This window comes from Sphingomonas gei, assembly GCF_004792685.1.
GTDB classification, from domain to species: domain Bacteria; phylum Pseudomonadota; class Alphaproteobacteria; order Sphingomonadales; family Sphingomonadaceae; genus Sphingomonas; species Sphingomonas gei.
In genome coordinates this window covers 34722-60717 of record NZ_SRXT01000001.1, presented here as the reverse complement: position 1 = coordinate 60717, position 25996 = coordinate 34722, and the positions used below count along the sequence as shown (strand labels likewise).

Here is a 25996-nt window from a genome sequence, read left to right as displayed (position 1 = left end):
GCCGCGGGCTGCTCGTGTCTTACTTGCGCGGTTCGCCGGCGGGATCGACCCCGCTCCGCGCGATCCATTCGGCGCGGGTGCGGCACACCTTCTGGCGGCGATGGCTGCCGGTGGGGGTTTCGACGACGCAATAGCGGTCGGCCTTTTCCGCCTTGGCGGGCGCCTTGGGTGCTTCGGTGGTCGGATCGACGGCGGCATAAGCCGGCGCGGTGGCGCTCGCGACGAGAACCACGGCGGCAATCATGGCGGCGGCGGCGCTCGAAACGCGGCCAGTAGTACGAGTGATCATTCCCTTAACTCCTCTGGATTTTGACACCAGGCGCTCCCTCGTTCCGCCTGCCTCCCATGCATTGCATCGGTCGTGCCAATTCGCAGATTTGTGTTATTTCAAATACTTAGCGATATGACACTTGAAGGTCACCGCCATAGCACGGCAATACACGCCAAAAGTTGGTGATCTAGCCGAACCGGTGTCCGGAAAAGGACATGGTAGTGTCCGGAAATGGCCGTACCGCCAGCCGAGGCGGGGTCGGATCAATGCCTCAGCGCAAGGTCACCCAGGTCGGGGCATGGTCGCTGGCGCGTTCGCGCCCGCGATATTCCTTGTCGACGCCGGCGCCGGTCAGCCGGTCGGCCGCCTGCGGGCTGAGCAGCAGATGATCGATGCGGAAGCCGGCATCGCGCTGCCAGCAGCCGGCCTGATAGTCCCAGAAGGTCCAGATCCCGCCGCCGGGGAAGCGCGTGCGCAGCGCGTCGGTCCAGCCTTGCGCGAGCAGGCTGCGGTAGCGCTGGCGCGATTCGGGTTGCGTCAGCGCATCGCTCGCCATTGCCCGCACCGAGAAGGTGTCGTCGTCATTGGCGATGACATTATAGTCGCCGGCGAGCACCACCGGCCGCTCCTCGGCAAGCAGCGCGCGGGCGCGGTCGGCAAGCCGGTCCATCCATTGCAGCTTATAGTCGAACTTGGGGCCCGGCTGCGGATTGCCGTTGGGCAGATAGATCGAAGCGACCACCAGATCGCCGATTTCGACTTCGATATAGCGGCTATGCGCATCCTCGGGATCGCCGGCGAGGCCGCGCTGGCGCTCGACCGGCTGCTGGCCGCGGGCGAGCACCGCGACGCCGTTAAAGCCTTTCTGCCCGTGCCAGACCGCGCCGTAACCCGCTTTCTCGATGTCGCCGACCGGAAGCGTCTCGTCGGCGCCCTTGAGCTCCTGGAGGCAGACCAAATCGGGCTTTTGTTCGTCGAGATATTCGAGCAGGCGCTCCATGCGCGCCTTGATCCCGTTGACGTTGTAGCTGACGATCTTCATTCCCGCTGGTTAGCGGCGTGCGCGGCGCAGCGCCAGTCGGGTCAGACCGAGAAGCTGGTACCGCAGCCGCAGCCCGAGGCGGCGTTGGGATTGGTCACCGCGAAGTGCGCGCCGCCGAGATTGTCGACGAAATCGACCTGCGCGCCGCGAACCAGGTCGAGGCTGATCGAATCGACCACGAGACGGACGCCGTCGGTCTCGGTGATGCTGTCATCCGCTTCGGCGGCTTCGGCCATGCCGAACTTGTACTGGAACCCCGAGCATCCGCCGCCCTCGACCGAAAGGCGCAGGATCGCCGGCTTGCCCTGCTTCGCGGCGATCGCCGCGACGCGTGCGGCGGCGGGGGGAGTCAATGCGATGTCGGGGCTGAGCATGGTGGCCATCCGGTGAAGATAGGATGGACGGCGCGACAGGGCAATGCGGCGCCCCTGTCGTCAACCGCCTGTTCTTGGTCATACGCGCGAATGCCGGGATCCAGGGCCACAGCCCCATCGCTCGTGGCGCAGCGCCACGGCCTTCGCCGAGGTCGCGGCTCGAGTTCGATGCAAACCGAGGCGCAGGTGGGGGCCGCCTCACGGACGACCCCTCCTCTCCTGCCTCTTACTTCGCGGGGCCGCCGACGCCGCCCTGCGCGGGGGCCGGGATCGCGGCCAGATATTCGCCGGTCTGGAGGAAGGGGATCGGGTTGACCGCCTTGCCGTCGACGCGGACTTCGTAATGGAGATGGCTGCCGGTCGAGCGCCCCGTCGAGCCCATCAGGCCGATCATCTGGCCGCGGCGGACGCGGCTATTGTCGGCGACGAGGATCTTCGAGAGATGGCCATAGCGCGTCTCGATGCCGCGGCCATGATTGATCTGGACGAGATTGCCATAGCCGCCCTGGCGCCCGGCATGGCTGATGATGCCGTCGGCAGTCGCGTAGATCGGCGTGCCGATCGTGCCGGGGATATCGACCCCGGCATGCATCGCCGCCGTGCCGCGGAACGGATCCGAGCGCACCCCGAAGCTCGACGTGAACAGCAATTTGTCGACCGGCTGCATCGACGGGATCGAAATCACCGTCTGCTCGAGCGCATCGAGCTTCTTCCAGGTCAGGAACAAGGCGCGGAACTGGGCATCGGCACTCTCGGCCGAATCCGAACCCGCAGCGCCGTCATTATTGTCGTCCATCGGCTCGTACGGGCCGCCCATCGCGCCGCCGCTCACGCGGACGAAGCGCTCGGGTGCGAGGCCGAGACGGCGGAAATGGCTGGCGGTCTGCTGGTAACGGGCCTCACCGGCGACGCGGGCCTTGCCGGCGAGCGCGACTTGGCTCTGCTCGACCTTGCGGAGCGGCGCGAGCATCTCGTTGGCGACGGCGCTGGTCTGCGGTGCGGAATCGGCAAGTGCCGCGTCGAGGGCGGCCGGATCGGACTTGCCCGAGAGCACTGCGGAGATCAGCGCCTGGCGCTGCTCGACTCGGGCGGCCTGGAGCTTGGCGGCCTGCTTCGCGGCAGCTACTTCGGCGTGCATCTGCGCAACCTGGGCGCGCATCTTGGCGACTTGGGCTTCGGGTGAGCCAGGAACCGCACTCACGCCGCTGACGGCGATCACGCCGGCCATCGCCTGCGACACGCCATAGCCCGAGAAAAGAACGGTGATCGTGGCGGCGCCAGCGAAAAGCGCCTGGGTGCGGCCGGCAATGCTGAAGCGGCGCAGGTCGCGTCCGTCATGGAAAATGAAATCGCGGGTGGCGAAAAATTTGCGGAACCGAGCGGCCAGTTTCGCATTCTTGTCATTGGTAGCGTTGGCCATGAGTCCCCGACATTTTCGGCAAGCGCTTACACCGATGCGACCCGGTGAATCGGCTTACGACAATTCCACTGTTCCATCAGCAGGCCCCCCGCTTCTGGACGCATCGTGGTTTGGCCTGAGAAATCAGGACGCCGCAAGGGCTTGATAGTAATCCCGCGTCAGACCGGCAGAGTCGCGCGCCGAGTCGTTGAATGGAGGTTTAATCAGACCTCCGAAATAGGTGCGGACAAGATGCTGCCAGGTTCCCTCTCGGTTAAAACCTTGTTCATCACAGCGTGATTCGAACCACCGCGTACCCGCTCCGACATGCCTGATTTCGTCATTCAGGATACGCGCCAAAATGCGGGAGGTCGCGATATCGCCGGTCGCCTCGAACCGCGCGATCGTCGCCGGGGTGACGTCGAGCCCGCGCGCCTCGAGCACCATCGGAACCACCGCTAGCCGTGCCAGCGCGTCATGCGCGGTCGCCGCCGCGGCGTCCCACAAGCCGTCATGCGCGGGCAACGCCCCGTAATGGCTGCCGAGTTGCTTGAGCCGACGATCGAGCAAAGCGAAATGCATCGCCTCGTCGGCACCGACCTGCATCCAGTCGTCCGTGAAGCCGCGCGAAAATTGCCCGCCGAACCGGCCGACCGCGTCGAACGCCAGGTCGATTGCCACGAATTCGATATGCGCGAGCGCGTGGATCAGCGCGATGCGGCCGCGCTCGGACCCACCCTTGCCACGCTTCGGCATGCGGTTGGGCGGGAGCAATTCGGGGCGGTCGGGCCGCGCCGGACGCGCGGGCATCGCGACGTCGAAGCGATGGTCGAGCCGGCCCAGCCGCCAGTCGCGCGCCGCCGCCCGCGCCGCCTTGATCTTGGCGCGCGGCTCGCCCGCGTCGAGCACTGCGCGTGCCGCTTCGGCGACACTGCGAGTCACGTGCCGAGCATCTCCTTCGCGGCGGCGAGCACGGCTTCGGCATGGCCGGGCACGCGCACCTTGCGCCACGCGCGGAACAGCGTGCCGTCGCTGGCAAACAGGAAAGTCGAGCGGTCGATCCCCATGTAGCGGCGCCCGTAGAGCTGCTTCTCGACCCACACGCCAAACGCTTCCATCGCCGTACCGTCGTCGGTGGCGAGCGGCACGGTCAATTGGTATTTTTCGGAGAATTTACGGTGCTTTGCGGCACTGTCCTTCGACACACCGACAAGTTCGACGCCCAGCGCGGCGAAATCCGGCATCAAGGCCGAAAAATCCTGCGCCTCGCGGGTGCAGCCCGCGGTATCGTCCTTGGGATAGAAATAGAGCACGAGCGGCGCGTTGCGATCGGCGAGCGCAAACAGCCCTTCGCCGCCGTCCAGCGTCACGGCGGGCAGCCGATCCCCGAGCTCGATCATCCTGGTCTCCGTCAGCCGCCGGCGCGGATTTGCGCCCAACAATCGCGAACCTCCTGCCGGGTCCGCTCGAACGAGGCAACCACTGCGTCCCAGCTTCCCAGCCCGACGGCGCGCGCAATCAACGCCTGCGTCGTCTCGCCCGGCGGCTGCGCATCGGGCGCGACCAGCCGCAGCGTCACCAGCAGGCGCCCTAGCAGATCATAGGCGTCGGCCATCGTCGGGGGCAGCAGTCCCTCGGCGATCAGCAGCACGATCGCATCGCGAAGTTGCGGCGCGAATGCCGTGCGATGCTGGAGCTGGAGCACGTGCACCGCGAATTCCAGATCGACCAGCCCGCCGGGCAGCAGCTTCGCGTCGAGCGGGCCCGCTGGCGGCTTGTGCGCCGCGATCTCGTCGCGCATCTTCGCGGCGTCGGCGAGGATATTGCGCTCCGGCCGGGCGCCGTTGAGAACGTCGTCGACGATACCCTGCACCGCGGCCCGGGCCGCCGCGGAGCCGAAGATCGGCCGCGCGCGGGTCAATGCCATATGCTCCCAGGTCCAGGCGTCCTCGCGCTGATAGCGGACGAAGGCGTCGAGCGAGACCGACAGTGGCCCCTGCGCACCCGAAGGTCGCAGCCGGGTGTCCACTTCATAGAGCGGCCCCGCCGCAGTCGCGACGGAAAGCGCGCCGGTTACCCGCTGCGCCAGCCGATTGTAATACGTCACTGCGCCAAGCGGCTTGGCGCCATCTGACTCCGCCGAATAATCGCCGGTGAACAGATAGACGAGGTCGAGATCGGAAGCATGGGTAAGCGCCCGCCCGCCCATCCGACCGAGCGCGAGGATCACCAGCTCGCTCTCAGGTACGCGGCCGTGCGCGCGCTGAAATTCGTCTACAGTCGCCATGGCGAGCACTTCGATCGCCGCTTCGGCGATCCGCGCATAGCCATGCGACACATCGATCGGATCGCTCGCCCCGGCGATGATCTGCGCGCCGAGCGCGAAGCGCTTCTCGCCGACCAGCCGGCGAACATGCTCGAGCTGCCACTGATAGTCGACGCCGCGCTCGCGCGCCGCCATTTCGGCGATCAGCTCGGGTAGCTCCGCCACCGGTTCGAGAGCGCTCGCGTCGATCAGTCCGTCGAGCAATTCGGCGCGGCGGCCCAATTGCTCGGCAAGGGTCGGCGCATGGCACAGGATGGCGCTGAGCAGTCGAGTCAGCCCCGGCTGCGCCTCGAGCAAGCGGAAGAAGTTGATCGCACTCGGCAGGCGCGACAACATCGCGTCGAACCGCGTGATCGCGTGGGTGCTGTCGGGCGCGTGCGCAAAGGCGTCGAGAAGCCCGGGCAGCAGCGATTCGAGCGCCTCGCGTGCCTGAGGCGAGCGGAGCGCCGGATAGCCGCCGCCGCGCCACCCCTCGACTATGCGCAATGCGCCGGCCGGATTGTCGAACCCCGCCGCCGCGAGCCGCGTCGCGAGCGTCTCCGGATCGGCGGTCAACCGTGGCTCCTCTTCGCCGGCGAGTGCGTCGTACACCCTTCCGACGCGCTCGACATGCGGCCGAAGGCGCTCGATCAGAGTCGCCCCGTCTTCCAGCCCGTGCAGCGCGGCGACATTGTCGAGCGCCTCCTGTCCCTTTGGCAGCGTGTGGGTCTGGAGATCGTCGACCATCTGCAGGCGATGCTCGACGGTGCGGAACTCGACATAGGCGTCCGTCAGCGCCGCGGCGTCTTCGGCGTCGATCCGCCCGTCGACGGCCAGCGCCGCCAGCGCGTCGCGAGTCGCCGGAACGCGCAGCGCCGGATCGCGGCCACCGTGGATCAATTGATGGATCTGCGCGAAGAATTCGATCTCGCGGATGCCGCCGCGCCCACGCTTGAGATCAAAACCGGGGCCGAATGCCTGCGCCTGCGCATAATGGTCGCGGATCCGGCGCGAGATGTCGCGGATCTCGCGGATCGTGCCGTAATCGACCGCGCGCCGCCACACGAACGGCCGGATCGCCTCCAGGAACAGCCCGCCGAGCGCACGATCGCCGGCGCAGGCCCGTGCGCGGATGAACGCGGCGCGCTCCCACGGAAGCGCCTGCGATTCGTAATAGGAAATCGCCGCTTCCACCGGGAGCGCAATCGGTGTCGCCTCGGGCGAGGGACGCAGCCGCAGGTCCACCCGCAGCACGTAGCCGTCGCCATCGCGGGCCTGCAGGATCTCGATCACCCGCCGGCCTATCCGCACCGCGGCGTCCTCGGGGACTTCGCGCGGCTTGCACGGCAGAGTTGCCGGATCGAAGATCAGGATCGGGTCGATGTCCGACGAGTAGTTGAGCTCGCGGCTGCCCAGTTTGCCCAGCGCGATCGCCGCGAAGCCGCGCGGCTCCGCATCGGGGGTGCGCTCGCGAATGGCGGTACGGATCGCCCTATCCAGCGCGTCGTCGGCGAAATCGCTCAGCAGGGTGGTGACCTTTGTGAGATCGAAACGCCCGGACAGGTCGCCCAACGCGACCAGCAGCGCCAGCCGTCGTCGCTCGAGACGCAGGCGGCGCGCCTCGGGCATTTCGCCGTCCAAACCGCGTGCAGTCTTGAGAGGGTCGATCAGCGCGTGTTCGAGATCGTCGAGCAGCGGCGACTCGCGGTCGAGCAGCATTGCGAGAAACGGCGCATGCGATCGGGCAAGATCAACGGCGCGCTGCAAGTCCCCTGAATTCACGCGCAACCTCTTATCGATACGCAGCGAGAACGACAGTTTTGTCAATGTCAAGCAACAAATGCGAAGGTAGGACGTTTTTGTAATCGTGACCTACGAAACACCTTCCGGCCCTAAGGCCCCGCGCGCTTACCGTGTCGAGCCTCCGCGCGCCAGTGACGCTATCGCGGTTTCGCTGCGCGACGCCTTCCAAAGCGAATTCGGGCTACCCGATGACCTTATGCGATTGCTGCGTCGCCTCAACGACCATGAGATGTCGACTACGCATTGATGCCCCGCCGATATCTCCGGATCAGCGCTCGCGGCTGAGTTCGTCGACTTCGCCCATGATCGTATCGAGCGCGCTCTTGCCGCCGGGATTGGGCAGGCTGTCGCGGCGCGAAGGCAATTGGCCGTCGGTGAGCAGATTCTCGAGCGCCACGCGCCCGCGCGCGACTCGGCTCTTGATCGTGCCGACCGCGACGTTGCAGATTTCGGCGGCCTCTTCATAGGCGAAGCCGCCTGCGCCGACGAGGATCAGCGCCTCGCGCTGCGGCTGCGGCAAATGCAGCAACGCACGTTGCATGTCGTTCAGCTCGACATGGCGGTCCTGGCTTGCCGGCGCGGCGAGCAGCCGGTCGGCCACGAGATCGTCCCACTCTCCCTTGAACCGCGCGCGGCGCATCTGGGAAAGATAGAGATTGCGCAGGATGATGAAGGTCCAGGCACGCATATTGGTGCCGGCCTGGAAACGCTGACGCGCCGCCCACGCCTTGAGCAGAGTCTCCTGCACCAAGTCATCGGCGAGATCGCGGCTGCCCGAGAGCGAGCGCCCGAATGCGCGCAGATGCGGGATCACCGTGGCGAGCTGCTTCTTGAACTCGGGATCGGATAGCGCAACGTGCTCACGCGGCGGCTCGGCTTCCGCGTCCTCGTGATCGTCAGGCAGTTCGGACTCAGTCATTCGATCCCGTTCACTTGCGCGTGCCGGATTGGAGCGCTGATTGGAGATAGGTGCCGCAGGCACGATTGCCAGCATTTTCGCGGTCGTCCGAAAGGATCAGACCCAGAGAATGACGGCAAACGCCACGATCACCAGAACCAGGCCGACGCCTAGCACATAGCGAGTCATATGCGGCGTGGCGCCGGCGCGGGCGCGGTCCGTGGAGACCTGGATGGGTTCGTCGTTCTCAGCCATGTCCCCACAACCCGCCAAAACCGTTTTGGGTCCGTATCATATGGAACCCGTGCCGATTTTTACGCCGTGGCGGGCACCGTCGCCTGATCGAAGAACAGTGCCTGGCTGATCGTCGTCTTCACCGTTTCACGCTGAAACGGCTTGGTGATCAGGAAGGTCGGCTCGGGCCGCTCGCCGGTCAACAGCCGCTCGGGGAAGGCGGTGATGAAGATCACCGGCACCGCGAATTCGGCAAGGATGTCCTTGACCGCGTCGATCCCCGAGCTGTCGTCGGCGAGCTGGATATCGGCGAGCACAAGGCCCGGACGATCTTCGAGCGCCAGCGCGACTGCCTCGTCGCGCGTGACGGCGACGCCGGTCACTTCGTGGCCGAGATCGCGCACGATCTGCTCGAGATCCATCGCGATAAGCGGTTCGTCCTCGATGATCATCACGCGCGTGCGCGTCTGGCGTTCGATTTCCGCCACCGCCTCGGACACGAGGCTGGAGACCTGCGCGGAATCCTCTTCGATCAGATAGCCGACATCCTCGATGCTGAAACCTTCGACCGTGGTCAGCAGCAGCGCCTGACGCGACAAGGGCGTAAGCTGCGCAAGCCGCTTGCGCGCGATCGACTCGGCCTGAGTCGAAACGTCTTCGACCAGGTCGTCTTCCTCGAGATGCGTCGACTGCCAGATCGCCTGGAAGGTACGATAGAGACCCAGCCGTGGATCGACATCGCGGGGAAACTGGTCGGGAGCCGCCACGATCGCCTCGAGCGCGGCGCGTACATAGCGGTCGCCCTCGGCCTGACTGCCGGTGAGCGCGCGCGCATAGCGCCGAAGCAAGGGAAGATGCGGGGCGAGTTGCTGTCCAAGCGACATAAGGGAAATTTTCTCCATCGAGTGCGCGGGCCGCTTCTCGCGCCCCGACGCCTGCATTGCAATCGTTTCTGCTTTCCAAAGGAGCCCCTCCCCGGATTTCGCATCGCCTGTGGAACAATCGACGCGCTATTTGGTTTCATCGCCCAGACCATGTGGTGCGGTTGTCACCACGGGAGCGCTTGCGCTCTGGCGTCATGGCGTTAATCGGGCAGCTGGTGCTCGTGCGTATTCACAGTCCGGGTCCCGGACAATCTCGGGTCCTCACGGGGGGAATTGGTGCGTTCCGCGAAAAGTGAAACAGACAAGCCGCTCAAGCCTAAGAGCGGATCGGAAGGCGGCAAACCCAGCCGCAGTGTCGGTGATGCGCTACGTCAAGCGTATGACGACGCCGTGCGCGAAACCGTGCCCGACGATCTGCTCGACCTGCTGAAGAAGCTCGACTAGCCATATCCTCATGAACAGTCCGGATCAGCAGTCGCGTGCCAGGGGCCCTGCGGCGGCGCTGGCGCGCATCCCGACCGGCGCGAAGGTGTTTCTGATCCTTGTCGGCGCGCTGCTTCCGCTCGCGCTGATCGCCTTGTTCACCACCATCCAGACTACCCGCACCGCCGACACCGAAGCGCGCGCGCGCCTGCATGCGATCGCCAACGAAAGTTCGGGGGTGGTCGAGAATGTGTTGATCAACGAAGCCGGCGAGCTGCGCGATGCGCTCGCCGCGCTGGAAAGGAATCGAGGCGACGCCGAAAGCTGCATGCAGCTTGCCGGCAGCTTGGGCGCACATGGCGGCGTCCGTTTCGCAATTGCCGATGCGCAGGGGCGCGTGCTGTGCGGCCAGCGCTTCGTGCTTCCGGCCGCCCATGCAGTGCGTTCGGGAGAGACACGCGCATTCTTGCTCATCGATGGCCTTGCGATTCGCATCGGCGGCAATGCGGGGATGACCGCGACGGCCTGGTACCCGGTCTCGGTCCTGTCCGCCCTCGCCCGGCCGAGCGGCTTCGTCCCCGACTACGGCGCGGCATTGGTCCGTGATGACGAGCGCCTGGGACTGCGCGATCTCGCCGCCGCCGGCGCGCTCGGCCGCCGCGAGACTGCGCGCAGCGATCTTTCGCTCGATCGCCTCACGCTCGAAATGGTCATGCCGGGCGCGCCGATCACGTCGCCGTTGATCATCGCGACGGTGCTGCTCGTGCTGATGTGGATCGCAGCGGCGGCGATCGGCTGGTTCGTCGTCAATATCCTGCTGATCCGCCCGCTCCGTCGCCTGCGCACCAGCGTCGGCGGGTATCAGCCGGGCGAAGTGCTCGACATGAAGCGCTTCGGTGCGATCCCGGCGCAGGAGATCCGCGAGCTGGGGGAAACCTTCCAGCAGATCACGCGCACCGTCCAGCTCCACGAGGCCGATCTGGCCGAAGGGCTCGTCCGCCAGACCAAGCTCACCCGCGAAGTACATCATCGCGTAAAGAACAACCTTCAGGTCATCTCGAGCCTGATCAATTTCCACGCCCGCGGCGCCAAAAGCATCGAGGCGACCGAAGCCTATGCGTCGATCCAGCGGCGCGTGGACGCGCTGGCCGTCGTGCATCGCCACCATTATGCCGAGCTGGAGGAAAATCGCGGACTCGATCTGCGCTCGATCATCGGCGAGCTGGCAGCCAATATCCGCGCAACCGCGCCCGACCGCGCTTCGGGACTCGGCATCACGCTCGAGATCGAACCGCTGCTGGTCAATCAGGACGTCGCGATCGCCGTCGCCTTCCTGCTCACCGAAATCGTCGAACTGGCGGTGAACCGCAATCCGACCGCGCAGGTCCGCATCTCGATCCGGGGGGGCGAAGAACCGGATCGCGCGATCCTCAGAGTCAACTCGACTGCCCTGATCGAGAGCGCCGAGCTCGAAGCGCTGCTCGAGAACCGCTACGGCCGTGTGATCGCCGGCCTTGCCCGCCAGCTGCGTACCCGGCTGCATCACGACCCGCTGGTTGGCGCCTACGAGGCGTCGATCGCGATAACCGGGCGCCCTTGATCGGGCGCTGAACTTTTTCGAGAAAAAAGTTCAGCTGGCCGGAACCCGCCCCCGCAATGCTCGTTCTACTCTTCGGATAGCGACCTTTTGCCCCCCCGCTCTCGCTATCCAAGACATGGGCCCGGAAGCGTCAACCCTCCCCCCCCGGTGACGCTTCCGGGCCTAACACTTTCCCCCGACATCGAAATACTTCCAAGCGGCGCACGCAGTTTCGTGTCTGCTGCGGAACGATTTCGGCTGTCCGGGCATTTCTTCCCTGCCCACAAGCTGGAGAGTTTCCAATGCGCAAGATTTTGACCTGTGCCGCCCTCGCTGGCGCGATCCTGGTTTCGGCCTGCAACACTGTCGAAGGTGTGGGTCGCGACGTATCCTCGGCAGGCGACACCGTCGCCAAGACCGCCGACGACTCCAAATAAGGTCAGTCGGACTATCGAAGGCCCCTCCCGCATGCGGGAGGGGTTTTTCGTATCAGGACGCCGGCTCGGTCTCCACGACGCGCTCGCGCCGCCGCCGCGTGAACCAGATTGCCACCAGCGCGAGGAAATAGAGCCCGACCAGCGGCACGGCGAGCAGCAATTGCGAGCTTACATCGGGCGGCGTTAGCACTGCGGAGATCGCGAAGGCGCCGACCACGGCATAGCGCCACGCGCCCTTGAGCTGCTCGAAGGTGACGATCCCCGCATGCTCGAGCAGCATCAGCAGCACCGGCAGCAAGAACGACAAGCCGAAGCCGAAGATGAATTGCATCACGAACTTCAGATATTCGTTGACCTCGGGCAACGCCTGCTGCTGGACGCCGCCGCCGAGCTCGCCCTGGAAGCCGAGCAGGAACTTGAGCGCCACCGGAATCGCGATGAAATAGGCCATGCTGGCGCCGGCGATGAACAGCACCGGCGTGGCGAGCAGGAAGGGCAACAACGCCCGCTTTTCCTTTCGGTACAGCCCGGGCGCGACAAACTGCCACAATTGGTTGGCGATCACAGGAAAAGCGATCATCATCGCGGCGAAGAACGCCACCTTGAGCTCGACCATGAATCCGCCAGTCACCGCGGTGTTGATGATCGTCACTTGCCCGGCCGCCTTGAGCGGCGCCACCAGGAAGCCGAGGATCGGCCGTGCGAAATAGAGGGAGCCGCCAAACGCGACCACCACCGCGGCCAGCGACCAGAGCAACCGCCGCCTGAGCTCGATCAGATGGTCGAGCAGTGGCGCCTGGGTGTCGTCGATCTCGTTCACGGTCGTGACTCTTCGGGAGGCGCTGCCTTCGGCTTGCGGACACGCTTTGGCTTGGCGGGCTCCGACGCCTCGGTGGCCGGAAACAAGGCCGGCTGTTCCACCATCACCGGATCGGCATCGGCCGGGTCGACAGTGTTATCCGGCGCGAAATGCTCAGGCTGTGGCGCCGGAAGCGAGGGCGTCGGCGGATGCTCGCGCATGATCCGCTCGTTCTCCGCGGCCCATTGCTGCTCCATCTCGGCAAGTTCGGATTCGCGGATCATCGTGTCGATCCCCGCGCGGAACTGGCGTGAAATGCCACGCGCCTTTCCCACCCATTTACCGACAAAACGCATCGCCCGCGGCAAATCCTTTGGCCCGATCACCAGCAGCGCCACCACGGCCACAACCAGCAACTCGGTCGAGTCTACGCCTAACATTCGGCACTGCCCTTGGCGCGACGGAAGGCGCGCGGATCAACGATGGACGGCAAGAGCTCAGCGCTCTTCGCGGTTACGCTCGGCTTCGGTCTGGAAGCTGGCATCGGGCGTCGGCGCGGGCTTGCCCTCGATCCGCGACGGCGCCGGCTTCTCCTCGTCGTCCTCGGCCATGCCCTTCTTGAACTGCTTGATGCCCTTGGCAACGTCTCCCATCATGTTGGAGAAACGGCTGCCGCCGAACAACAAAATGACCAGAACACCGACGATCAGCCAGTGCATCAGGCTCATGCTACCCATGGGAACTCTCCTCTATCGGGGTCTATCTAGGCGCGGCGCGCGTCCGGGGCAACGGCTAGCACCGCGGCCCGGCGAATCGGTTGGCGAGCCCTATTCGTCTTCCGTGACAGTTTCGCTCGCCTCGCCCTCGAGCTCGGCTTCGAAAGCGAGGTCGACGGGATCGAGCAGCCCTGCCGCCTTCAAATCGTCGATCCCCGGCAAGTCGCGCCGCGTGGCGAGCCCGAACTGGCTGAGGAAGCCGGCGGTGGTCGCATAGGTCAGCGGGCGTCCCGGGACTTCGCGGCGACCGGCGGGCCGCACCCAGCCCGCTTCCATCAGCACGTCGATCGTTCCCTTCGAGATCTGGACGCCGCGAATCGCCTCAATCTCGCCGCGGGTGACCGGCTCGTGATAGGCGATGATCGCCAGCGTCTCGATTCCGGCTCGGCTCAGCTTGCGCGCCTCCTCGCGATCGCGGCGGAGCAGATGCGCCAGATCGGCGGCGGTCTGGAAATGCCAGCGCTCGCCGCGCCGGACCAGCTCGATCCCACGCCCCGCATAAAGGGCTTCCAGCCCCGCCAGCGCACCGCGGACATCGGCCTGGCTGCCGACATGCGCCTTGATCTCTTCGATCGTCATCGGCTGCTCTGCGGCGAACAGCACGGCTTCCACTGCGCGGCCAAGATCGTCCTGCGGCGTCATGCGCTCGCCTTGAGATAGAGCGGCGCGAAGGCAGATTTCTGGCGGAGCTCGAGCCGCCCCTGCCGCGCCAGTTCGAGCGCCGCGACGAAGGACGAAGCGAGCGCCGATTTGCGATACATGCCCCGCGCGCCTTCGGGCAGGAAGGTCTCGATCGCGCTCCACTCGATCCGCGCGCCGATCAGCGTCGAGACGCGCTCGATCGCTTCCTCGAGCGTCATCACGTCGCGTTGCGCCACGACATGCATCACCGGCCGCGTCCGCGCGCTGATCCGGCCATAAGCGGCAATCAGATCGTAGATCTCGGCCTCGTATCGCCCCTTGCGCACCACGCGCAGCCCCTCGGGGCTCCCACGCAGGAAGACGTCGCGGCCCAGCCGATCGCGCGCCACCAGCCGCGCGCCCGCCTCGCGCATCGCATTGAGCCGTTCCAGCCGCAGCTGGAGCCGCAGCGCCAGTTCCTCGGGGCTTGGCGTCTCCTCGGGGTTTCGCGGCAGCAGCAGCGCCGATTTGAGATAGGCCAGCCACGCCGCCATCACGAGATAATCGGCTGCCAGTTCGAGCCGCAACGCGCGCGCTGCGTTCACGTAGACAAGATATTGCTCGACCAGCTCGAGGATCGAAATCTGCCGCAGATCGACCTTCTGGCTGCGCGCCAGCGCGAGCAGCAGGTCGAGCGGCCCCTCCCAGCCGTCGATGTCGATCGTGAGGGTGTCGGGAGGAGCGGCTTCCATTGGGGAGAGTTAAGCAGAGCAGTAGTCGGCTGTCATCCTATCCCTCCCTTCAGGAGAGAGGGCGATGATCAGGCCAGCGCCAGCAATGCGTCCCGCTTCGCCACCAGCGCGCCGAAATCGGCTTCGTCCGGGCTGCCCGCAATCGTCGCCATCGCCCGATCGAGCCGCGCCAGGCACTCCGGCGTCGCATCTCCGACCAACCCGGCGATCTCGACCATCTCGTCCATCCGCGCCCAGCAATCGAGCACCACGTCGCACCCCGCGGCGAGCGCCAGCGCCGCCTTCTCGCCCGCCGTGCCCGACAGCGCCTTCATGTCGATGTCATCGGTCATCAGCAGCCCGTCGAACCCGATCCGGCCGCGGATGATCTCCGTTATGACTTTGAGCGATAGCGTCGCCGGACGCTCGGCATCCCAGGCGTCGAACACGACGTGGCACGTCATCCCCATCGGCGCATTGCTCAGCCGCATGAACGGCTCCAGATCCACCTCCAGCGCGGCGGCGTCGGCCGTTACGCGCGGCAAGTCGTGATGGCTATCGACCAGCGCCCGGCCGTGTCCGGGCATGTGTTTGACCACGCCGACCACGCCGCCGCGCCGCATCCCCTCGAGCATCGCCTTGCCCAGCGCCGCGACGCGCATCGGATCGCCGCCGAACGCACGGTCACCGATCGCGGGAGTGACGTCGGCCTGGCGCACGTCGAGCAAAGGCGCGCAATTCACCGTCACGCCGACCTCGGCCAGCATCATCGCCAGCGCATGACCATTGGCACGCGCCGCCTCGATCGCCGAGATCGGCCCCACTTCGTACAACGCATCGAACGCCGCGCCGGCGGGAAAATCCGGCCATTCGGGCGGCACCATCCGCGCGACGCGCCCCCCCTCCTGATCGATTAGGATCGGCAGATCGTCGCGCCCGGACAGGTCGCGCAGGCTGTCGGTCAGCGCTTTCATCTGCACGACATGGCCGCAATTGCGCTTGAACAGGATATAACCGAGCGGATCGGCGTCCCTGAAGAAGGCGCGCTCGTCCGCGGTCAGTTCGTGGCCGGAAAGGCCGAAGATGACGGGTTTCATGATCCCGCCTTAGACCAGCCCGCCGCGGCCCGGAAAGGCCCTCCCCTCAATTCGCGATGAAGCAATTCTCGCCGGCGACCTTCAGCCGCCCGCACAATTCGCGCGCCTGCGGGTTGCTGCCGGCATTGACGCGCAGCCGCCAGACCGTGCGGCCGTTCGCATCGCCGCGCTCGACCGATTTGCCGAGCGGCGCGAGGTAGCCGAACCGCTTCGACAGCCGCGCCCAGGCGGAATTGGCGCCCGCCTCGTCGGGGAAGGCGCCGAGCTGGATCAGCGCGCCCGAGCCCGGACGCGCCGCCGCCGGTCGCGCGCCGGCAGCGGTCGCGCTCGAACCCGTGGTCGTCGTGCTGGGGACCGCGAGCTTGACGGTCTTGGTCCCCGGCGCGCTGCCGCCCGTCGCCGCGGCGCGCGTGCCCTGCACCGGCGCCTCGGCGATCGCGCCGACATTGATGCTCGAATTGCTCGCCGCGCCCTGGCTGGTCGCGAACACGCTATCGCCCTCGCCTTCGGCCTTCATGCCGCCGGGCTCGTCGGGCTTGACCTTATACGCGCCGGCCGGCGCCTTGATCAGCGCGCCATTGCCTTCGCTGACGCCCTGTGCGCGCTGATACCAGAGATAGCCGACCGCGATGAAGCCGATGACGGCGATCGCCAGCACCGCCAGCAGCATGAAGCGGGCGACCGAATGGTCCTGCGGATACTCCTCCTCGGCCGTTTCCAGCCAGGGAAGACGATCCTGCTCCTCATAGTCGCCTGTCCGCGCGTTCATTCAGTGCATCTCCTGCACGGCCTCTACACCCATGAGGCCCAACCCATTACGGATAATCTGTCCCACGCCGCGCGCCAAGAACAGCCGCGCACAAGTGAGCTGCGGTTGATCGGCGAGCAGGAAGCGGCGCTCCGGGCGGTCGTTTCCGACATTCCACAGCGCGTGGAGAGCCGCCGACAAGTCATAGAGATAGAAGGCAATTCGATGCGGTTCGCGAGCCAGCGCAGCACCCTCCACGACGCGTGGGAACTGCGCTGCGAGCTTCACCAGCGCCAGCTCTTCCGTATCAAGCAGGGACAGATCGGCACTCGGGCACGAAATCCCCGCCTCCGCCGCCTTGCGGTGGAGCGACGCGATCCGGGCATGGGCATAGTTCACATAGAAGACCGGATTGTCTTTCGACGCTTCGACAACCTTGGCGAAATCGAAGTCCATCTGGGCATCGGCCTTGCGCGTCAGCATGGTGAAGCGGACGACGTCCTTGCCGACTTCATTCACGACATCGGCAAGCGTCACGAAGTTGCCGGAACGCTTGGACATTTTAACCGGCTCGCCGGCGCGGAGCAGCCGCACCATCTGCACCAGTTTGACGTCGAACCGGGTCTTGCCGCCGGTCAGCGCCTGTACTGCGGCGACGATCCGCTTCACCGTCCCGGCATGATCGGCGCCCCAGATGTCGATCAGCTGATCGGCCGACTGCGCCTTCTGGAAGTGATAGGCGAGATCGGCACCGAAATAGGTCCATTGCCCGTTCGACTTCTTGATCGGGCGATCCTGGTCGTCGCCAAATTGCGTGCTGCGGAACAGCGGCAGCTCGACCGGCTCCCAATCTTCGGAGGTCTCGCCCTTGGGCGCCTCGAGCACGCCGTCATAGACCAGGTCGCGCGCGCGCAGCCACGCCTCGGCCGCCTCGGGCTTGCCAGCTGCTTGCAATTCCGCCTCGGATGAGAACAGATCATGATGGATGCCGAGCAAGGCGAGGTCGGCCTTGATCATCACCAGCATCGCGGCAACCGCTTCCTTGCGGAACGGCGCGAGCCACTTCTCCTCGGGCTTGCCGACGAACCTGTCGCCATGTTCGGCGGCGAGCTTCGCGCCGACCGGCTTGAGATACTCGCCCGGATAAAGGCCCTCGGGGATCTCGATGGTCTCGCCGAGCGCCTCGCGGTAGCGCAGATGCGCCGAGCGCGCGAGGACATCGACCTGCCCCCCGGCATCGTTGACGTAATATTCGCGCACCACCTTGTGGCCGACGAATTCGAGCAAAGTCGCCAGCGCGTCGCCAACCACCGCGCCGCGGCAATGCCCCATGTGCATCGGGCCCGTCGGGTTGGCCGAGACGTACTCGACATTTACCGTCGCGCCCGCGCCAAGCGCCGAGCGGCCGTACTCGCCTTCGGCCAAGAGAATCTCGTCCAGCTCGCCGCGCCAGGTGTCGTCGGTCAGCGTCAAATTGATGAACCCGGGACCCGCTACCGAAACGGCGGACACCTCGTCGAGCTTCTCCAGCTCGGCCGCGATCTTCTCCGCCAGCGCGCGCGGATTGGTCCCAGCCGGCTTGGCGAGCACCATCGCCGCGTTGGTCGCGAGATCGCCATGCGTGACGTCGCGCGGCGGCTCGACCGTGACCGCGCGCCGCTCCAGCCCGGCGGGCAGATCGCCAGCGGCGACGAGCACATCGAGGGCGGCATCAAGGTGCGCGGCAAAACGGGCGTAGAGAGTCATTGCGTTTCCAACAGTGAACGAGAGGCGCGCCTTAGCGGATGGGGCGCGTGGGGACAATTGGCGCGGAGGATGCGGCTCGCGGGCGGCGGCTGTTGGTGGACAGCGGCCGTCGATCTGACCTCGGGCGCGCTTTCGAACAGGCCGCTTTCCTCGCCCGAAAGCGAAACGGCGGGTCTAGGAGCGCGCGCTGCGGCGTCGCCGAATGTCTGACGACTTTCCTCTCCGCCGTCGCACCCGCAGCCACCATCGTCTTTGGCTAGGATCGATGGGTCCCGACCCGAGACGAGCAATCCGTTGACGATTACAGACGTAGTCAGTAGTGCGACTACAGATGTAATCGCAACGGGTGGCTGTCATGAAAATTCTAGCGCTGTTTCCTTTGCTTGGTGCGGCAGCTTGCGTCAGCCCCGGGGATGCAGATCGGCCGGTCCCGGTCATGGTGGTCGCCTATCATGATCTCCAGCTGCAAACGGGAGAGGGCCAAACCGAACTGGCCATGCGCGTTGCGCGATCCGCGGCGGACTTCTGCAAGAGCTATGACCCTCAGGACAAGAGGATGATTTTCGACGTCAGGCTTGCCAGCGCTCAGAATTGTCCTGGAGCTGCGCGCCTCATGCTCCTCCAGCGTATGCCGAACCGGGTGCGTCGTGCTTATCACGCAGTCCGAAGCGGCAAATAGTGGCTCAAGGTTTCCCGCCCGAAGCGGAACTGCAGGCACAGGGAGCGCGCGCTGCGGCGCGCCGCGAATGGCCGCTATTGGTGGAAAGCGGACGTCGCTAGTAGTACGCTGGGGGCATGAGCGATCGACGGCGGCAACTGTTAGGCACGGCCTTCAATCAGGTTGGAGGACAATGGGTCTGGTACTCCGCCGCATGGTCGCGCGGCGTTCTCGTCAGCCCCGAGGAGCGCGAGATCTATCTGTCCTTCAACCCTCTTGGCTTCAGGCGAGCGATCCAAGGTCGTACCGCTACCGAGCCCCATCGGCCATACTGGCCGACACTCAAGCGGCTTCTTAGCGCGGCAGTGCTTGGTCACGATCCGGCTGGGTCCCGTTAAACGGAGCAGGTCCGCTATCGGAGCGGAAGCCGACATCGCAGATCCGCTGGTAAAGTAGGATTTGTTCTGCTTTCGTTCGAATCATGCGACAACGGCGCGCCATTAATCGAACGCCAGCGATCCCGGCTCGTCCTCCGCACCGGCACGCCGGTGTTGCCGGTCTGACGCTTGACCGCCGCGTCGCTGTAGCCCTGATGCCGCGCAAGTGTCGCGTCGCCGCCGCGCGCATGGCGCGTGCAGGTAGCGTCGGAGGCGCGTCGGTGGTGCGCAAGTGCCGCGTACCCGCCGCGTCGCAGGCGCTTTCTTGGCGCAAACCTGCCGCGTCGGCGAAAAAACCCATTTTCGAGTCAAGCGGAGTCAATCACCCAGCGCGGCGTCATCCCGGCTCAGGCCCGCACCAGGTCCTTTATCATCCCCGCGCTCTTCATGTCGGGGAACAGCTTCCGCGTCGTCCGCGCCGGCAGAAGATCGAAATGCGACGCCACCGCGCTGCTGATCAGCGTGTCCAGCCCCGTCGTCGGCCGGAGGTCGCGGCCCTCGTACAGCGCTGTATCGGAAAGCCCCGGCCAGTCCGCGATCACATGCCCGCCATTCACTGCGCCGCCCATCAGCATCGCCAGCGCGCCGGTGCCGTGATCGGTGCCCCCGGTTCCGTTGACCTTGACCGTGCGCCCGAATTCGGTGGCGACCACCAGCATCGTATCCGCCCAGAGCGGGCCCAGCCCCTGCCGGATCGATCCGATCATCGCATCGAGCCCCTTGAGCTGCCCCGCCAGGCGGCCGCGCTGCTGGGCATGCGTGTCCCAGCCGCCGGTCTCGATCATTGCAATCCGTGCTCCACCCTCGGCGGCCAGCAGCTTGGCGGCGAGCGCGCCCGTCGCGGCGGCGTTGCGGCCATTGTCGCCGGCAAGGTCGCTGGTCAGCATCCGAGTCGCGATCGCCTGCTCCCAGATCGCGTGGAGCGCCGGATCATCACGGTACATCGCCGATACCCGCGCCAGCAGGTCGTCCGAAGCGTCGGGCAGCGCCGAAGGGGCATAGCTCGCCACTTCGACCGTCCCCCGCAACGCCATTGGTATCGTCGCAGCAAGCGCGATTGCCTTGTCGTCGGCGGGGAGCAGCGAGAGCAGCCGGTTGAGCCAGCCGTCCTTGAGCGCATAAGCGCTGCTGCCGCCGGTCTCGAGCACGTTCTGTCCGTCGAAATGCGAGCGTTCGCGATAGGGCGAGGCGACCGCATGGACGAACAATGCCTGTTTCGCCTGCCACAGCCCGTGAAGGTTGGTCATCGCCGGGTGGAGCGCGAACAGCGAGTCGAGCTTCGGCGCCGTCGCGAAATCTTCGGCGAGCACGCCGCGCTGGCTCAGGAACGCCGGATCGCCGACCGGGGCGAGCGTTCCCAGCCCATCGGCGGCGCCGCGCTGGATGATGAACACGAAGCGGCGCTCGGTAGCCGCCTTGGCCAGCACCATGCGCGCGCCAAGTCCGGAAGAGAGAACCGCGGAAGCACCCAGTGCCACGAAGCTGCGACGCGTGATCATCTGCTATCTCCGCATGAATTCGGGGGCGACGAGCATCAGCGCAACGCCCTGCCCCGGGCTTTCGGCGCGCGCGATCGACTGCGCCGTATTCTCGCTCAAGGTTTCTGGAAACAGCTCGGCGGCGCGCTTTCGCGCATCGACCGTGTCGCGCGTACGCTGCGCCAGCCGCTCGGCCACCTCGACTCGGCGCATCACTGCATCGGGACCCGCCCAGCCGGCCGCGACATCGTCCCAGCCCGCGGGCGAACCCGGCTTCCACACCGGCTGGCCGAGCTGAGTCATCAGCCCGTTCATCGCCATTGGCGGCAGCTGCGCGGCACCCAGCCCCCGGAGCGCCGAAATTGTCCATTCCCAGGGCGACTTGAACTTGATCGGCTGCGGCACCCAGCATTCGGGCGCCTCGGCCAGCGCGCGATAGAGTGTCGGCAAGTCGCCGCCCGAACGCAGGAACGCCGCCTCGAGCCTGGCGACCAGCGCCGGCGGCGGCGCGTCACCCGCGAAATGGCGCGCCAGCTTTGTGGCAATGTGGCGTGCGGTAGCAGGATGCGTTGCGAGCAAGTCGAGTACCGACGCCGCCTGCGCCTCGCCCAGCTGCGCCCAGCTCTTGCCGAGGATCGTCCGCGTGCCCGGCTCGTGCAGTCGCGGCGCGAAGACGAAACTGCCCACCCCGCCAGTCTCCGCGTCGGCAGGGCCGCGCCCCAAACCCGCTACGGTCCAGCCCGTCATCGCCCGCGCGAATTCGGTGACGTCGGCCTGGCTGTAGCCGGTACGCACCCCCAACGTGTGCAGCTCCAGGATCTCACGCGCGAGATTCTCGTTGAGCCCGGCTTTCCGCCCGCGCCTGCCGCCCGCTTGGCCAAACGCGCTGTTCGGCCCCACCGATTGCGCCTGGTCGAGATAAACCAGCATTGCCGGGTGGCGCTCGACCGCATGGAGCATGTCCCCGAAAGTACCGAGCACGTGCGGCCGCACCGCTTCGAATTCCAGGCTCCCGGCCAGCCCGACCATCTCGAGCTTGTCCGCCGAGACCGCAAAATGATTGGCCCAGAAATAGACCAGCCGCTCGACGAACGGGGCAGAGGAATTGAGCGCGGTCAGCGCCCGTGCCGAAACCGCGCCGGCATAATGATCGCGGGCCTGCAATCGCGCAGCGCGGCGGATCTTCGCAACGGGATCAGTGGCATCCTCGCCGCGCTCCGGCATCGGCTGCATCGCAGAGCTGCGCATCCCGGGGTCGGTGTCCCTCTCGGGACTGGTGGCCACGCTCCGGCTTCGCCGCGCCGAGCGAACCGCGCGCCGATACTCGACGAGCTCGCCGACGATCCGGCTGGAGGAGACCAGCGCGGCGATCGCGTGCGGACGCGCTTGATAGCGGTCGGACTGCGCCATCAGCCAGCGCGCCGGATCGTCACCGGGCATATCACCCGGACGACCGCCGAGACCGAACCGATTGAGCGCAATGCTTGCCCTGGCCACTGCCATTCCTTTTCAACGCCTATCTCGATGATAGGCAGGACTTGTCGCAGAAGTTTGTCACGCCGTCAGTTCGTCCCGATTGATGCACGGATTGCAACCGCCCCTGACGCGCTTTGCGATTGTCGTTTTTGCTGCACTGCAGCATTATTCGTTTCGAGAACAGAACAAGACAAACAGGGATGCCGGTCCGGCTCTTTCGCGCATTTTGAAGGAGTAGATCGTGACACGTTTTCTGACCGCGGCTGCCGCCGCTACCATCGTTTTCGCCGCCCCCGCCACTGCCAAGGAGCGTGTGTTCACGCACGAAGGCGTCACCTACGCCTATACCTCGACGCCGAGCGACGCGGGCCTCGTCCTCGAAGGCAAGGCATCGACGGGCAGCAAGTTCCGCTTCGTCGTCAAGGGCGACTGGGTGCAGGGCTATGCGGGCGGCGCCCGCGTCGCATTCCGCACGCCGAAGCGCCAGGGCGCGTCCGTCCTCGTCGCGCAGCGCTGAGTTGTCCGGGGGGCCTTCGTCCGCGAGGCCCCTTCCGGATCAGAACCCCTCGGGCAAGTCGATCGGCCCGACGCCTTCGCGATAGCGCGCAACCGCATAGCGATCGGTCATCCCCGCGATGAAGTCGGCGATGTGCCGGCTGCGCCATGGCTCGTGGGCAGGCAGCACCTCGCGCCACTCGGCAGGCATCCGCGCCGGATCCGCGGCATAAGTCGCGAACAATCCCGCGACGACGTCATGCGCCGCCTGTGCCGCGGCGAGCTGGCTCGGATGATGGTAGAGATTGGCGTACATGAAGCGCTTGAGCCCGCGCTCGGCGTCGCGCATCGCGTCGGAAAAGGTGACGAGGCAGCGACCCGCGGCGCGTACATCCTCGATGGTCTCGATCCCGCCCCCGGTCAGCCGTGCCTGAGTCGACCCGATCAGATCGTTGACCATCTCGCCGATCTGCGAGCGGATCAGCTCTCCCATCAGCCGCTTGGCGGGCACGCCCGGGTACCTGCTTTCAACCTGTCGCCAGCCATCGGCGATCATCGGCACCTGCATCAACTGATCGAGGCTGAGCAGCCCGGCGCGCAGCCCATCGTCGATGTCGTGATTGTCATAGGCAATGTCGTCGGCAAGCGCGGCGACCTGCGCCTCGAGCGAAGGCCAGCACTCCAGGTCGAGATCGAATTGCGCATCCGCGGCGGCAAGCGCCCATTCGGGCGCGGCGATCGGCCCGTTATGCTTGGCGAGCCCCTCCAGCGTCTCCCAGCTGAGGTTGAGCCCGTTCCACGCCGGGTAGGGACTCTCCAGCTCGGTCAGCGTCCGCAGCGTGTGGCCGTTATGATCGAACCCACCCTGCCCGCGCAGTGCCGCCTCCAGCGCGTCCTCGCCGGCATGCCCGAAGGGCGGATGGCCTATGTCGTGGGCGAGGCACAATGCCTCGGTCAGATCCTCGTTGAGCCCCAGCGCGCGTGCGATCGTCCGCCCGATCTGCGCGACTTCGAGGCTGTGGGTCAGCCGCACGCGGAAATGATCGCCATCGGGCGCCATGAACACCTGGGTCTTGTGGCGCAGCCGGCGGAAGCTGATCGAATGGATGATCCGGTCGCGGTCGCGCTGGAAGACGTCACGGGGTCCGCGCACAGTCCCGCTTTGTTCTCCGTGAAGGCGGCCGCGGCTTCGTTCCGGTGTGCTCGCCCAGGGGGAAATCGCTGTCACGGGACGGGCCCTAGCGGCTGGCGCACTGCTTGTCGAAGGCTTCGATCGTCCCTCACTCCGCGCCGAGCTTGGTCACCTTCTGCCCCGCCTCGCTGGTGAACACGAAGCCCGACACGTCCGACTTGCGCAACGTGTTGACGAAGGCCTGCGCCTCCGCCGGGGTCTTGAATGGACCGGTCAGCACGCGGTTTGTCGCGCGCAACGGCGTCGACCAGGCAGACTTGCCCTTGAACGCCGCCGGCGCCTTCGCAGTCACGGTCTTCCATGCCTTGGGCAGGCTCGCCGCGTTGGCACCGCCAGCGACCTGCACCCATATTCGCGCGGGCTCGCTTTTGGGCTTTGGTTCGGGCTTTTTGGCCTTCGGGTCGGGTTTGGCGGATTCGCTTTTCTTGACGTCCTTGGCCTTGGCGGTATCCGGTTTGACCGGCTCGGGCTTGGGTTTGGCAGCCGGCTTGGCCGCAGTGGGTTTGACCGCGACAGGCTTGGGCGCCGGGGCTGCGGCGATACGCACCGGCTCCGGGACCGGATCGACCGGAACCGCGGTGACGACCTGAAGCTCCTCGGCAGGAATGGTGATGCCGGCGACGATCGAGGCGAGTACCGAATCTTCCTGGCCGATCCGGACGGGCCCCGGCGGCGCGGGTTCGGGCTTTGTCGCGACGGCGGTAGCGGGCGTCGCATTAGCCTCACCCTGCACCGGACGTGCCGCCTCGGGGAGCATCTCCACCGGCTGCCGTTCGGGGGCAGCAGCGACACTGGTCGCAGCCGCCGCCGGGGTTGGTGCCGCGGACGGGGCTTCGGTTCGCGCCGTATCCCCCACCGATGCTGCACCAGGACTGCCTTGGCCTGGCGCCGCGATCGTGGTGCGAGCCGGCGGCGGGGTTTCGCGGCGCGCGACGACGGGCGCGGCCGGCTGGCGGATCGGCGCATCGATCTCCTCGGCGCGCGGCGCCGGCAATGGCTGGACCAGCGGCACCGCCGGGCGGGCGAGACTGGGCGGACCCGGCAAAGGCGCAGCCACCGCGGTCTGGACGGGCGCCGGCTGCTCGGCGACGCGACGCGCGGGCGGCGCGACTTCGCGCGCGTCGCGCTCGCGCTCGCGGCGGGAACGGCGGTCGCGCTTTGGCTTCTCAACTTGCGTGCGCTGGGGCACAGCTTGCGCCACCTGTGCCGGGCGCGTCGACGCGACATATTGCGGCAAAGGCGGCGCCTGGCGCGCATCGGCGAGCCGCACCGCGCTGGGAGAGAGCTGGCCGAAATGTACTGCAAAGGCGCGATCGGCCGGCGCCAGATTGGCGAGGCGGCGAAAGAAGGGCGCGAGCGAATGGCCCATATTACCCGGCATCATGCTCGCGGCGATCCGCTCGGCGCCGGGCATGTCGCCGTTCATCGCCAGGATGAAGGCGCGCGCGCGCCACGCCGCACGGTCGCTCTTGCGCAGCAGCGGATCGAGCTGACGCATCGACTCCTCGACATTGCCCGAAATGCCGAGCGACAGCGCGTAGCGCCGCACGGTCTCGTCGTCGCTCTGCCGTTGCAGCGCCAGCTTATAGTCGGCCTGGGCAAGGCCAGGCTGGCCGAGCAGATCGTAAGCGAAGGCGCGATCGCCGGCATATTCGCGGGCGGAAAGTCCGCGCGCCTCGGCCGCCTGGAACAGCCGCAGCGCTTCGCCTGGCCGTTCCATCCGCACCAGCGTCGCGCCCCGGCCGGCGAGGATGCCCGGATTGGTCGGGTCGATCGTCTCGGCGCGCGCAAAGAATGCCAGCGCGGCCGCGGTATCGCCGAGCCGCGCGCTCAGATTGCCGGCCTCGAGCAATGCGCGCACGTCGCGCGGATCGGCGGCGAGCACGCGCATCTCTTGCGCAAGCCGGTCGGCTTCGGGGTTGGGGGCGGGCATCAGCCCGGTCTGCGCGAAGGCCGGCGCGCCGCCCGCCACCGCAAAAGCGAGGGCCAGCGCGATCGGCCGCAGGGATCGTATCTGCTTCATCAAGCGATCAGCCAGACACGCCATTGGCTGAACCGCCAATGACGCGTCGCCGGGGCCTCGCCGAAGCGAG

Annotated in this window: 27 protein-coding genes; 5 read left to right on the top strand and 22 right to left on the bottom strand. The window is 66.5% G+C overall.

From position 1 onward, the window contains the following. Positions 1 to 19: 19 nt before the first annotated feature. The 10 genes from E5A73_RS00305 to E5A73_RS00265 all read right to left on the bottom strand — a co-directional run bounded on the left by E5A73_RS00305 (position 20) and on the right by E5A73_RS00265 (position 9210). Entirely contained in the window at positions 20 to 289 is a 270-nt protein-coding gene (locus E5A73_RS00305) for a hypothetical protein (protein ID WP_135961821.1), read from the bottom strand. A gap of 253 nt (positions 290 to 542) precedes the next feature. Next, entirely contained in the window at positions 543 to 1313 is a 771-nt protein-coding gene (gene xth, locus E5A73_RS00300) for an exodeoxyribonuclease III (RefSeq protein ID WP_135961820.1), read from the bottom strand. Between the two features lie 41 nt (positions 1314 to 1354). Beyond that, the gene (gene erpA / locus E5A73_RS00295) at positions 1355 to 1696 is read right to left on the bottom strand and encodes an iron-sulfur cluster insertion protein ErpA (protein ID WP_135961819.1); all 342 of its coding nucleotides are present in this window, start codon (positions 1694 to 1696) and stop codon (positions 1355 to 1357) included. A 217-nt stretch (positions 1697 to 1913) separates the two neighbouring features. Then, entirely contained in the window at positions 1914 to 3107 is a 1194-nt protein-coding gene (locus tag E5A73_RS21865; protein WP_135961818.1) for a M23 family metallopeptidase, read from the bottom strand. 123 nt (positions 3108 to 3230) lie between these two features. Continuing rightward, on the bottom strand, positions 3231 to 4028 hold the full coding sequence (locus E5A73_RS00285; RefSeq protein WP_240699932.1) for a ferritin-like domain-containing protein: 798 nt from the start codon (positions 4026 to 4028) through the stop codon (positions 3231 to 3233). Then, complete coding sequence (locus tag E5A73_RS00280) at positions 4025 to 4486, bottom strand: peroxiredoxin (RefSeq protein WP_135961817.1); 462 nt, start codon at positions 4484 to 4486, stop codon at positions 4025 to 4027. The genes E5A73_RS00285 and E5A73_RS00280 overlap by 4 nt, the downstream gene beginning before the upstream one ends. 11 nt (positions 4487 to 4497) lie before the next feature. After that, positions 4498 to 7173 carry a bifunctional [glutamine synthetase] adenylyltransferase/[glutamine synthetase]-adenylyl-L-tyrosine phosphorylase gene (locus E5A73_RS00275; RefSeq protein ID WP_135961816.1) on the bottom strand — a complete coding sequence of 892 codons (2676 nt, stop codon included), beginning with the start codon at positions 7171 to 7173 and terminating at the stop codon, positions 4498 to 4500. A gap of 289 nt (positions 7174 to 7462) precedes the next feature. Continuing rightward, positions 7463 to 8113 (bottom strand): sigma-70 family RNA polymerase sigma factor, encoded by a 651-nt coding sequence (locus E5A73_RS00270; RefSeq protein WP_135961815.1) that lies wholly within the window; start codon positions 8111 to 8113, stop codon positions 7463 to 7465. Between the two features lie 96 nt (positions 8114 to 8209). Next, positions 8210 to 8347 (bottom strand): hypothetical protein, encoded by a 138-nt coding sequence (locus E5A73_RS21145; protein ID WP_168355750.1) that lies wholly within the window; start codon positions 8345 to 8347, stop codon positions 8210 to 8212. Positions 8348 to 8406: 59 nt separating this feature from the next. Beyond that, positions 8407 to 9210: a response regulator gene (locus E5A73_RS00265; RefSeq protein ID WP_135961814.1), complete on the bottom strand. Its 804-nt coding sequence runs from the start codon at positions 9208 to 9210 to the stop codon at positions 8407 to 8409. A 276-nt stretch (positions 9211 to 9486) separates the two neighbouring features. On the opposite strand from E5A73_RS00265, the gene E5A73_RS21140 reads away from it, so the two are divergent. The 3 genes from E5A73_RS21140 (at position 9487) to E5A73_RS00255 (ending at position 11649) form a co-directional block, all read left to right on the top strand. Next, positions 9487 to 9654, top strand: a complete 168-nt coding sequence (locus E5A73_RS21140) for a NepR family anti-sigma factor (RefSeq protein WP_168355749.1) — start codon at positions 9487 to 9489, stop codon at positions 9652 to 9654. 10 nt (positions 9655 to 9664) lie between these two features. After that, the gene (locus tag E5A73_RS00260; protein ID WP_135961813.1) at positions 9665 to 11233 is read left to right on the top strand and encodes a sensor histidine kinase; all 1569 of its coding nucleotides are present in this window, start codon (positions 9665 to 9667) and stop codon (positions 11231 to 11233) included. A 281-nt stretch (positions 11234 to 11514) separates the two neighbouring features. Beyond that, entirely contained in the window at positions 11515 to 11649 is a 135-nt protein-coding gene (locus E5A73_RS00255; RefSeq protein ID WP_100281706.1) for an entericidin A/B family lipoprotein, read from the top strand. A gap of 52 nt (positions 11650 to 11701) precedes the next feature. Here the strand turns inward: E5A73_RS00255 and tatC are convergent, their stop codons facing one another. The 8 genes from tatC to argS form a co-directional block, all read right to left on the bottom strand. Next, entirely contained in the window at positions 11702 to 12469 is a 768-nt protein-coding gene (gene tatC, locus E5A73_RS00250; RefSeq protein ID WP_135961812.1) for a twin-arginine translocase subunit TatC, read from the bottom strand. Beyond that, positions 12466 to 12888 carry a Sec-independent protein translocase protein TatB gene (tatB, locus tag E5A73_RS00245; RefSeq protein WP_135961811.1) on the bottom strand — a complete coding sequence of 141 codons (423 nt, stop codon included), beginning with the start codon at positions 12886 to 12888 and terminating at the stop codon, positions 12466 to 12468. The genes tatC and tatB overlap by 4 nt, the downstream gene beginning before the upstream one ends. Before the next feature lie 57 nt (positions 12889 to 12945). Continuing rightward, positions 12946 to 13185, bottom strand: coding sequence for a twin-arginine translocase TatA/TatE family subunit (locus E5A73_RS00240; RefSeq protein WP_135961810.1), 240 nt, complete (start codon positions 13183 to 13185; stop codon positions 12946 to 12948). 90 nt (positions 13186 to 13275) lie between these two features. After that, on the bottom strand, positions 13276 to 13866 hold the full coding sequence (gene scpB, locus E5A73_RS00235; protein ID WP_135961809.1) for an SMC-Scp complex subunit ScpB: 591 nt from the start codon (positions 13864 to 13866) through the stop codon (positions 13276 to 13278). After that, positions 13863 to 14597: a segregation and condensation protein A gene (locus E5A73_RS00230; protein ID WP_135961808.1), complete on the bottom strand. Its 735-nt coding sequence runs from the start codon at positions 14595 to 14597 to the stop codon at positions 13863 to 13865. Before E5A73_RS00230 ends, scpB begins: the two co-directional genes overlap by 4 nt. Positions 14598 to 14665: 68 nt before the next feature. Then, positions 14666 to 15673: a beta-N-acetylhexosaminidase gene (gene nagZ / locus E5A73_RS00225; RefSeq protein ID WP_135961807.1), complete on the bottom strand. Its 1008-nt coding sequence runs from the start codon at positions 15671 to 15673 to the stop codon at positions 14666 to 14668. Between the two features lie 46 nt (positions 15674 to 15719). Next, the gene (locus E5A73_RS00220) at positions 15720 to 16442 is read right to left on the bottom strand and encodes an SPOR domain-containing protein (protein WP_135961806.1); all 723 of its coding nucleotides are present in this window, start codon (positions 16440 to 16442) and stop codon (positions 15720 to 15722) included. Further along, positions 16443 to 18167: an arginine--tRNA ligase gene (gene argS, locus E5A73_RS00215; RefSeq protein ID WP_135961805.1), complete on the bottom strand. Its 1725-nt coding sequence runs from the start codon at positions 18165 to 18167 to the stop codon at positions 16443 to 16445. A 355-nt stretch (positions 18168 to 18522) separates the two neighbouring features. Here argS and E5A73_RS00210 point away from each other — a divergent pair, with 355 nt between their 5' ends. Further along, entirely contained in the window at positions 18523 to 18846 is a 324-nt protein-coding gene (locus E5A73_RS00210; protein ID WP_135961804.1) for a UrcA family protein, read from the top strand. Between the two features lie 763 nt (positions 18847 to 19609). Here the strand turns inward: E5A73_RS00210 and E5A73_RS00205 are convergent. Further along, complete coding sequence (locus tag E5A73_RS00205; RefSeq protein ID WP_135961803.1) at positions 19610 to 20761, bottom strand: DUF1501 domain-containing protein; 1152 nt, start codon at positions 20759 to 20761, stop codon at positions 19610 to 19612. 3 nt (positions 20762 to 20764) lie between these two features. Beyond that, positions 20765 to 22243, bottom strand: coding sequence for a DUF1800 domain-containing protein (locus E5A73_RS00200; RefSeq protein ID WP_135961802.1), 1479 nt, complete (start codon positions 22241 to 22243; stop codon positions 20765 to 20767). Positions 22244 to 22457: 214 nt separating this feature from the next. On the opposite strand from E5A73_RS00200, the gene E5A73_RS00195 reads away from it, so the two are divergent. Next, a complete protein-coding gene (locus E5A73_RS00195; protein ID WP_135961801.1) occupies positions 22458 to 22733 on the top strand; it encodes a hypothetical protein in 276 nt (91 codons plus the stop codon). A 39-nt stretch (positions 22734 to 22772) separates the two neighbouring features. Here the strand turns inward: E5A73_RS00195 and E5A73_RS00190 are convergent, their stop codons facing one another. Then, the gene (locus tag E5A73_RS00190; RefSeq protein ID WP_135961800.1) at positions 22773 to 23939 is read right to left on the bottom strand and encodes a deoxyguanosinetriphosphate triphosphohydrolase; all 1167 of its coding nucleotides are present in this window, start codon (positions 23937 to 23939) and stop codon (positions 22773 to 22775) included. A 52-nt stretch (positions 23940 to 23991) separates the two neighbouring features. After that, positions 23992 to 25926 (bottom strand): tetratricopeptide repeat protein, encoded by a 1935-nt coding sequence (locus E5A73_RS00185; protein WP_135961799.1) that lies wholly within the window; start codon positions 25924 to 25926, stop codon positions 23992 to 23994. Positions 25927 to 25996: the final 70 nt, after the last annotated feature.

Bases quoted from the DNA above. Each gene is read 5' to 3' on its own strand.
- E5A73_RS00305 (WP_135961821.1), bottom strand. From the start codon at position 289: ATGATCACTCGTACTACTGGCCGCGTTTCGAGCGCCGCCGCCGCCATG.
- xth (WP_135961820.1), bottom strand. From the start codon at position 1,313: ATGAAGATCGTCAGCTACAACGTCAACGGGATCAAGGCGCGCATGGAG.
- erpA (WP_135961819.1), bottom strand. From the start codon at position 1,696: ATGGCCACCATGCTCAGCCCCGACATCGCATTGACTCCCCCCGCCGCC.
- E5A73_RS21865 (WP_135961818.1), bottom strand. From the start codon at position 3,107: ATGGCCAACGCTACCAATGACAAGAATGCGAAACTGGCCGCTCGGTTC.
- E5A73_RS00280 (WP_135961817.1), bottom strand. From the start codon at position 4,486: ATGATCGAGCTCGGGGATCGGCTGCCCGCCGTGACGCTGGACGGCGGC.
- E5A73_RS00270 (WP_135961815.1), bottom strand. From the start codon at position 8,113: ATGACTGAGTCCGAACTGCCTGACGATCACGAGGACGCGGAAGCCGAG.
- E5A73_RS21145 (WP_168355750.1), bottom strand. From the start codon at position 8,347: ATGGCTGAGAACGACGAACCCATCCAGGTCTCCACGGACCGCGCCCGC.
- E5A73_RS00265 (WP_135961814.1), bottom strand. From the start codon at position 9,210: ATGTCGCTTGGACAGCAACTCGCCCCGCATCTTCCCTTGCTTCGGCGC.
- E5A73_RS00260 (WP_135961813.1), top strand. From the start codon at position 9,665: ATGAACAGTCCGGATCAGCAGTCGCGTGCCAGGGGCCCTGCGGCGGCG.
- E5A73_RS00255 (WP_100281706.1), top strand. From the start codon at position 11,515: ATGCGCAAGATTTTGACCTGTGCCGCCCTCGCTGGCGCGATCCTGGTT.
- tatB (WP_135961811.1), bottom strand. From the start codon at position 12,888: ATGTTAGGCGTAGACTCGACCGAGTTGCTGGTTGTGGCCGTGGTGGCG.
- E5A73_RS00240 (WP_135961810.1), bottom strand. From the start codon at position 13,185: ATGGGTAGCATGAGCCTGATGCACTGGCTGATCGTCGGTGTTCTGGTC.
- scpB (WP_135961809.1), bottom strand. From the start codon at position 13,866: ATGACGCCGCAGGACGATCTTGGCCGCGCAGTGGAAGCCGTGCTGTTC.
- E5A73_RS00230 (WP_135961808.1), bottom strand. From the start codon at position 14,597: ATGGAAGCCGCTCCTCCCGACACCCTCACGATCGACATCGACGGCTGG.
- nagZ (WP_135961807.1), bottom strand. From the start codon at position 15,673: ATGAAACCCGTCATCTTCGGCCTTTCCGGCCACGAACTGACCGCGGAC.
- E5A73_RS00220 (WP_135961806.1), bottom strand. From the start codon at position 16,442: ATGAACGCGCGGACAGGCGACTATGAGGAGCAGGATCGTCTTCCCTGG.
- argS (WP_135961805.1), bottom strand. From the start codon at position 18,167: ATGACTCTCTACGCCCGTTTTGCCGCGCACCTTGATGCCGCCCTCGAT.
- E5A73_RS00210 (WP_135961804.1), top strand. From the start codon at position 18,523: ATGAAAATTCTAGCGCTGTTTCCTTTGCTTGGTGCGGCAGCTTGCGTC.
- E5A73_RS00205 (WP_135961803.1), bottom strand. From the start codon at position 20,761: ATGATCACGCGTCGCAGCTTCGTGGCACTGGGTGCTTCCGCGGTTCTC.
- E5A73_RS00200 (WP_135961802.1), bottom strand. From the start codon at position 22,243: ATGGCAGTGGCCAGGGCAAGCATTGCGCTCAATCGGTTCGGTCTCGGC.
- E5A73_RS00185 (WP_135961799.1), bottom strand. From the start codon at position 25,926: ATGAAGCAGATACGATCCCTGCGGCCGATCGCGCTGGCCCTCGCTTTT.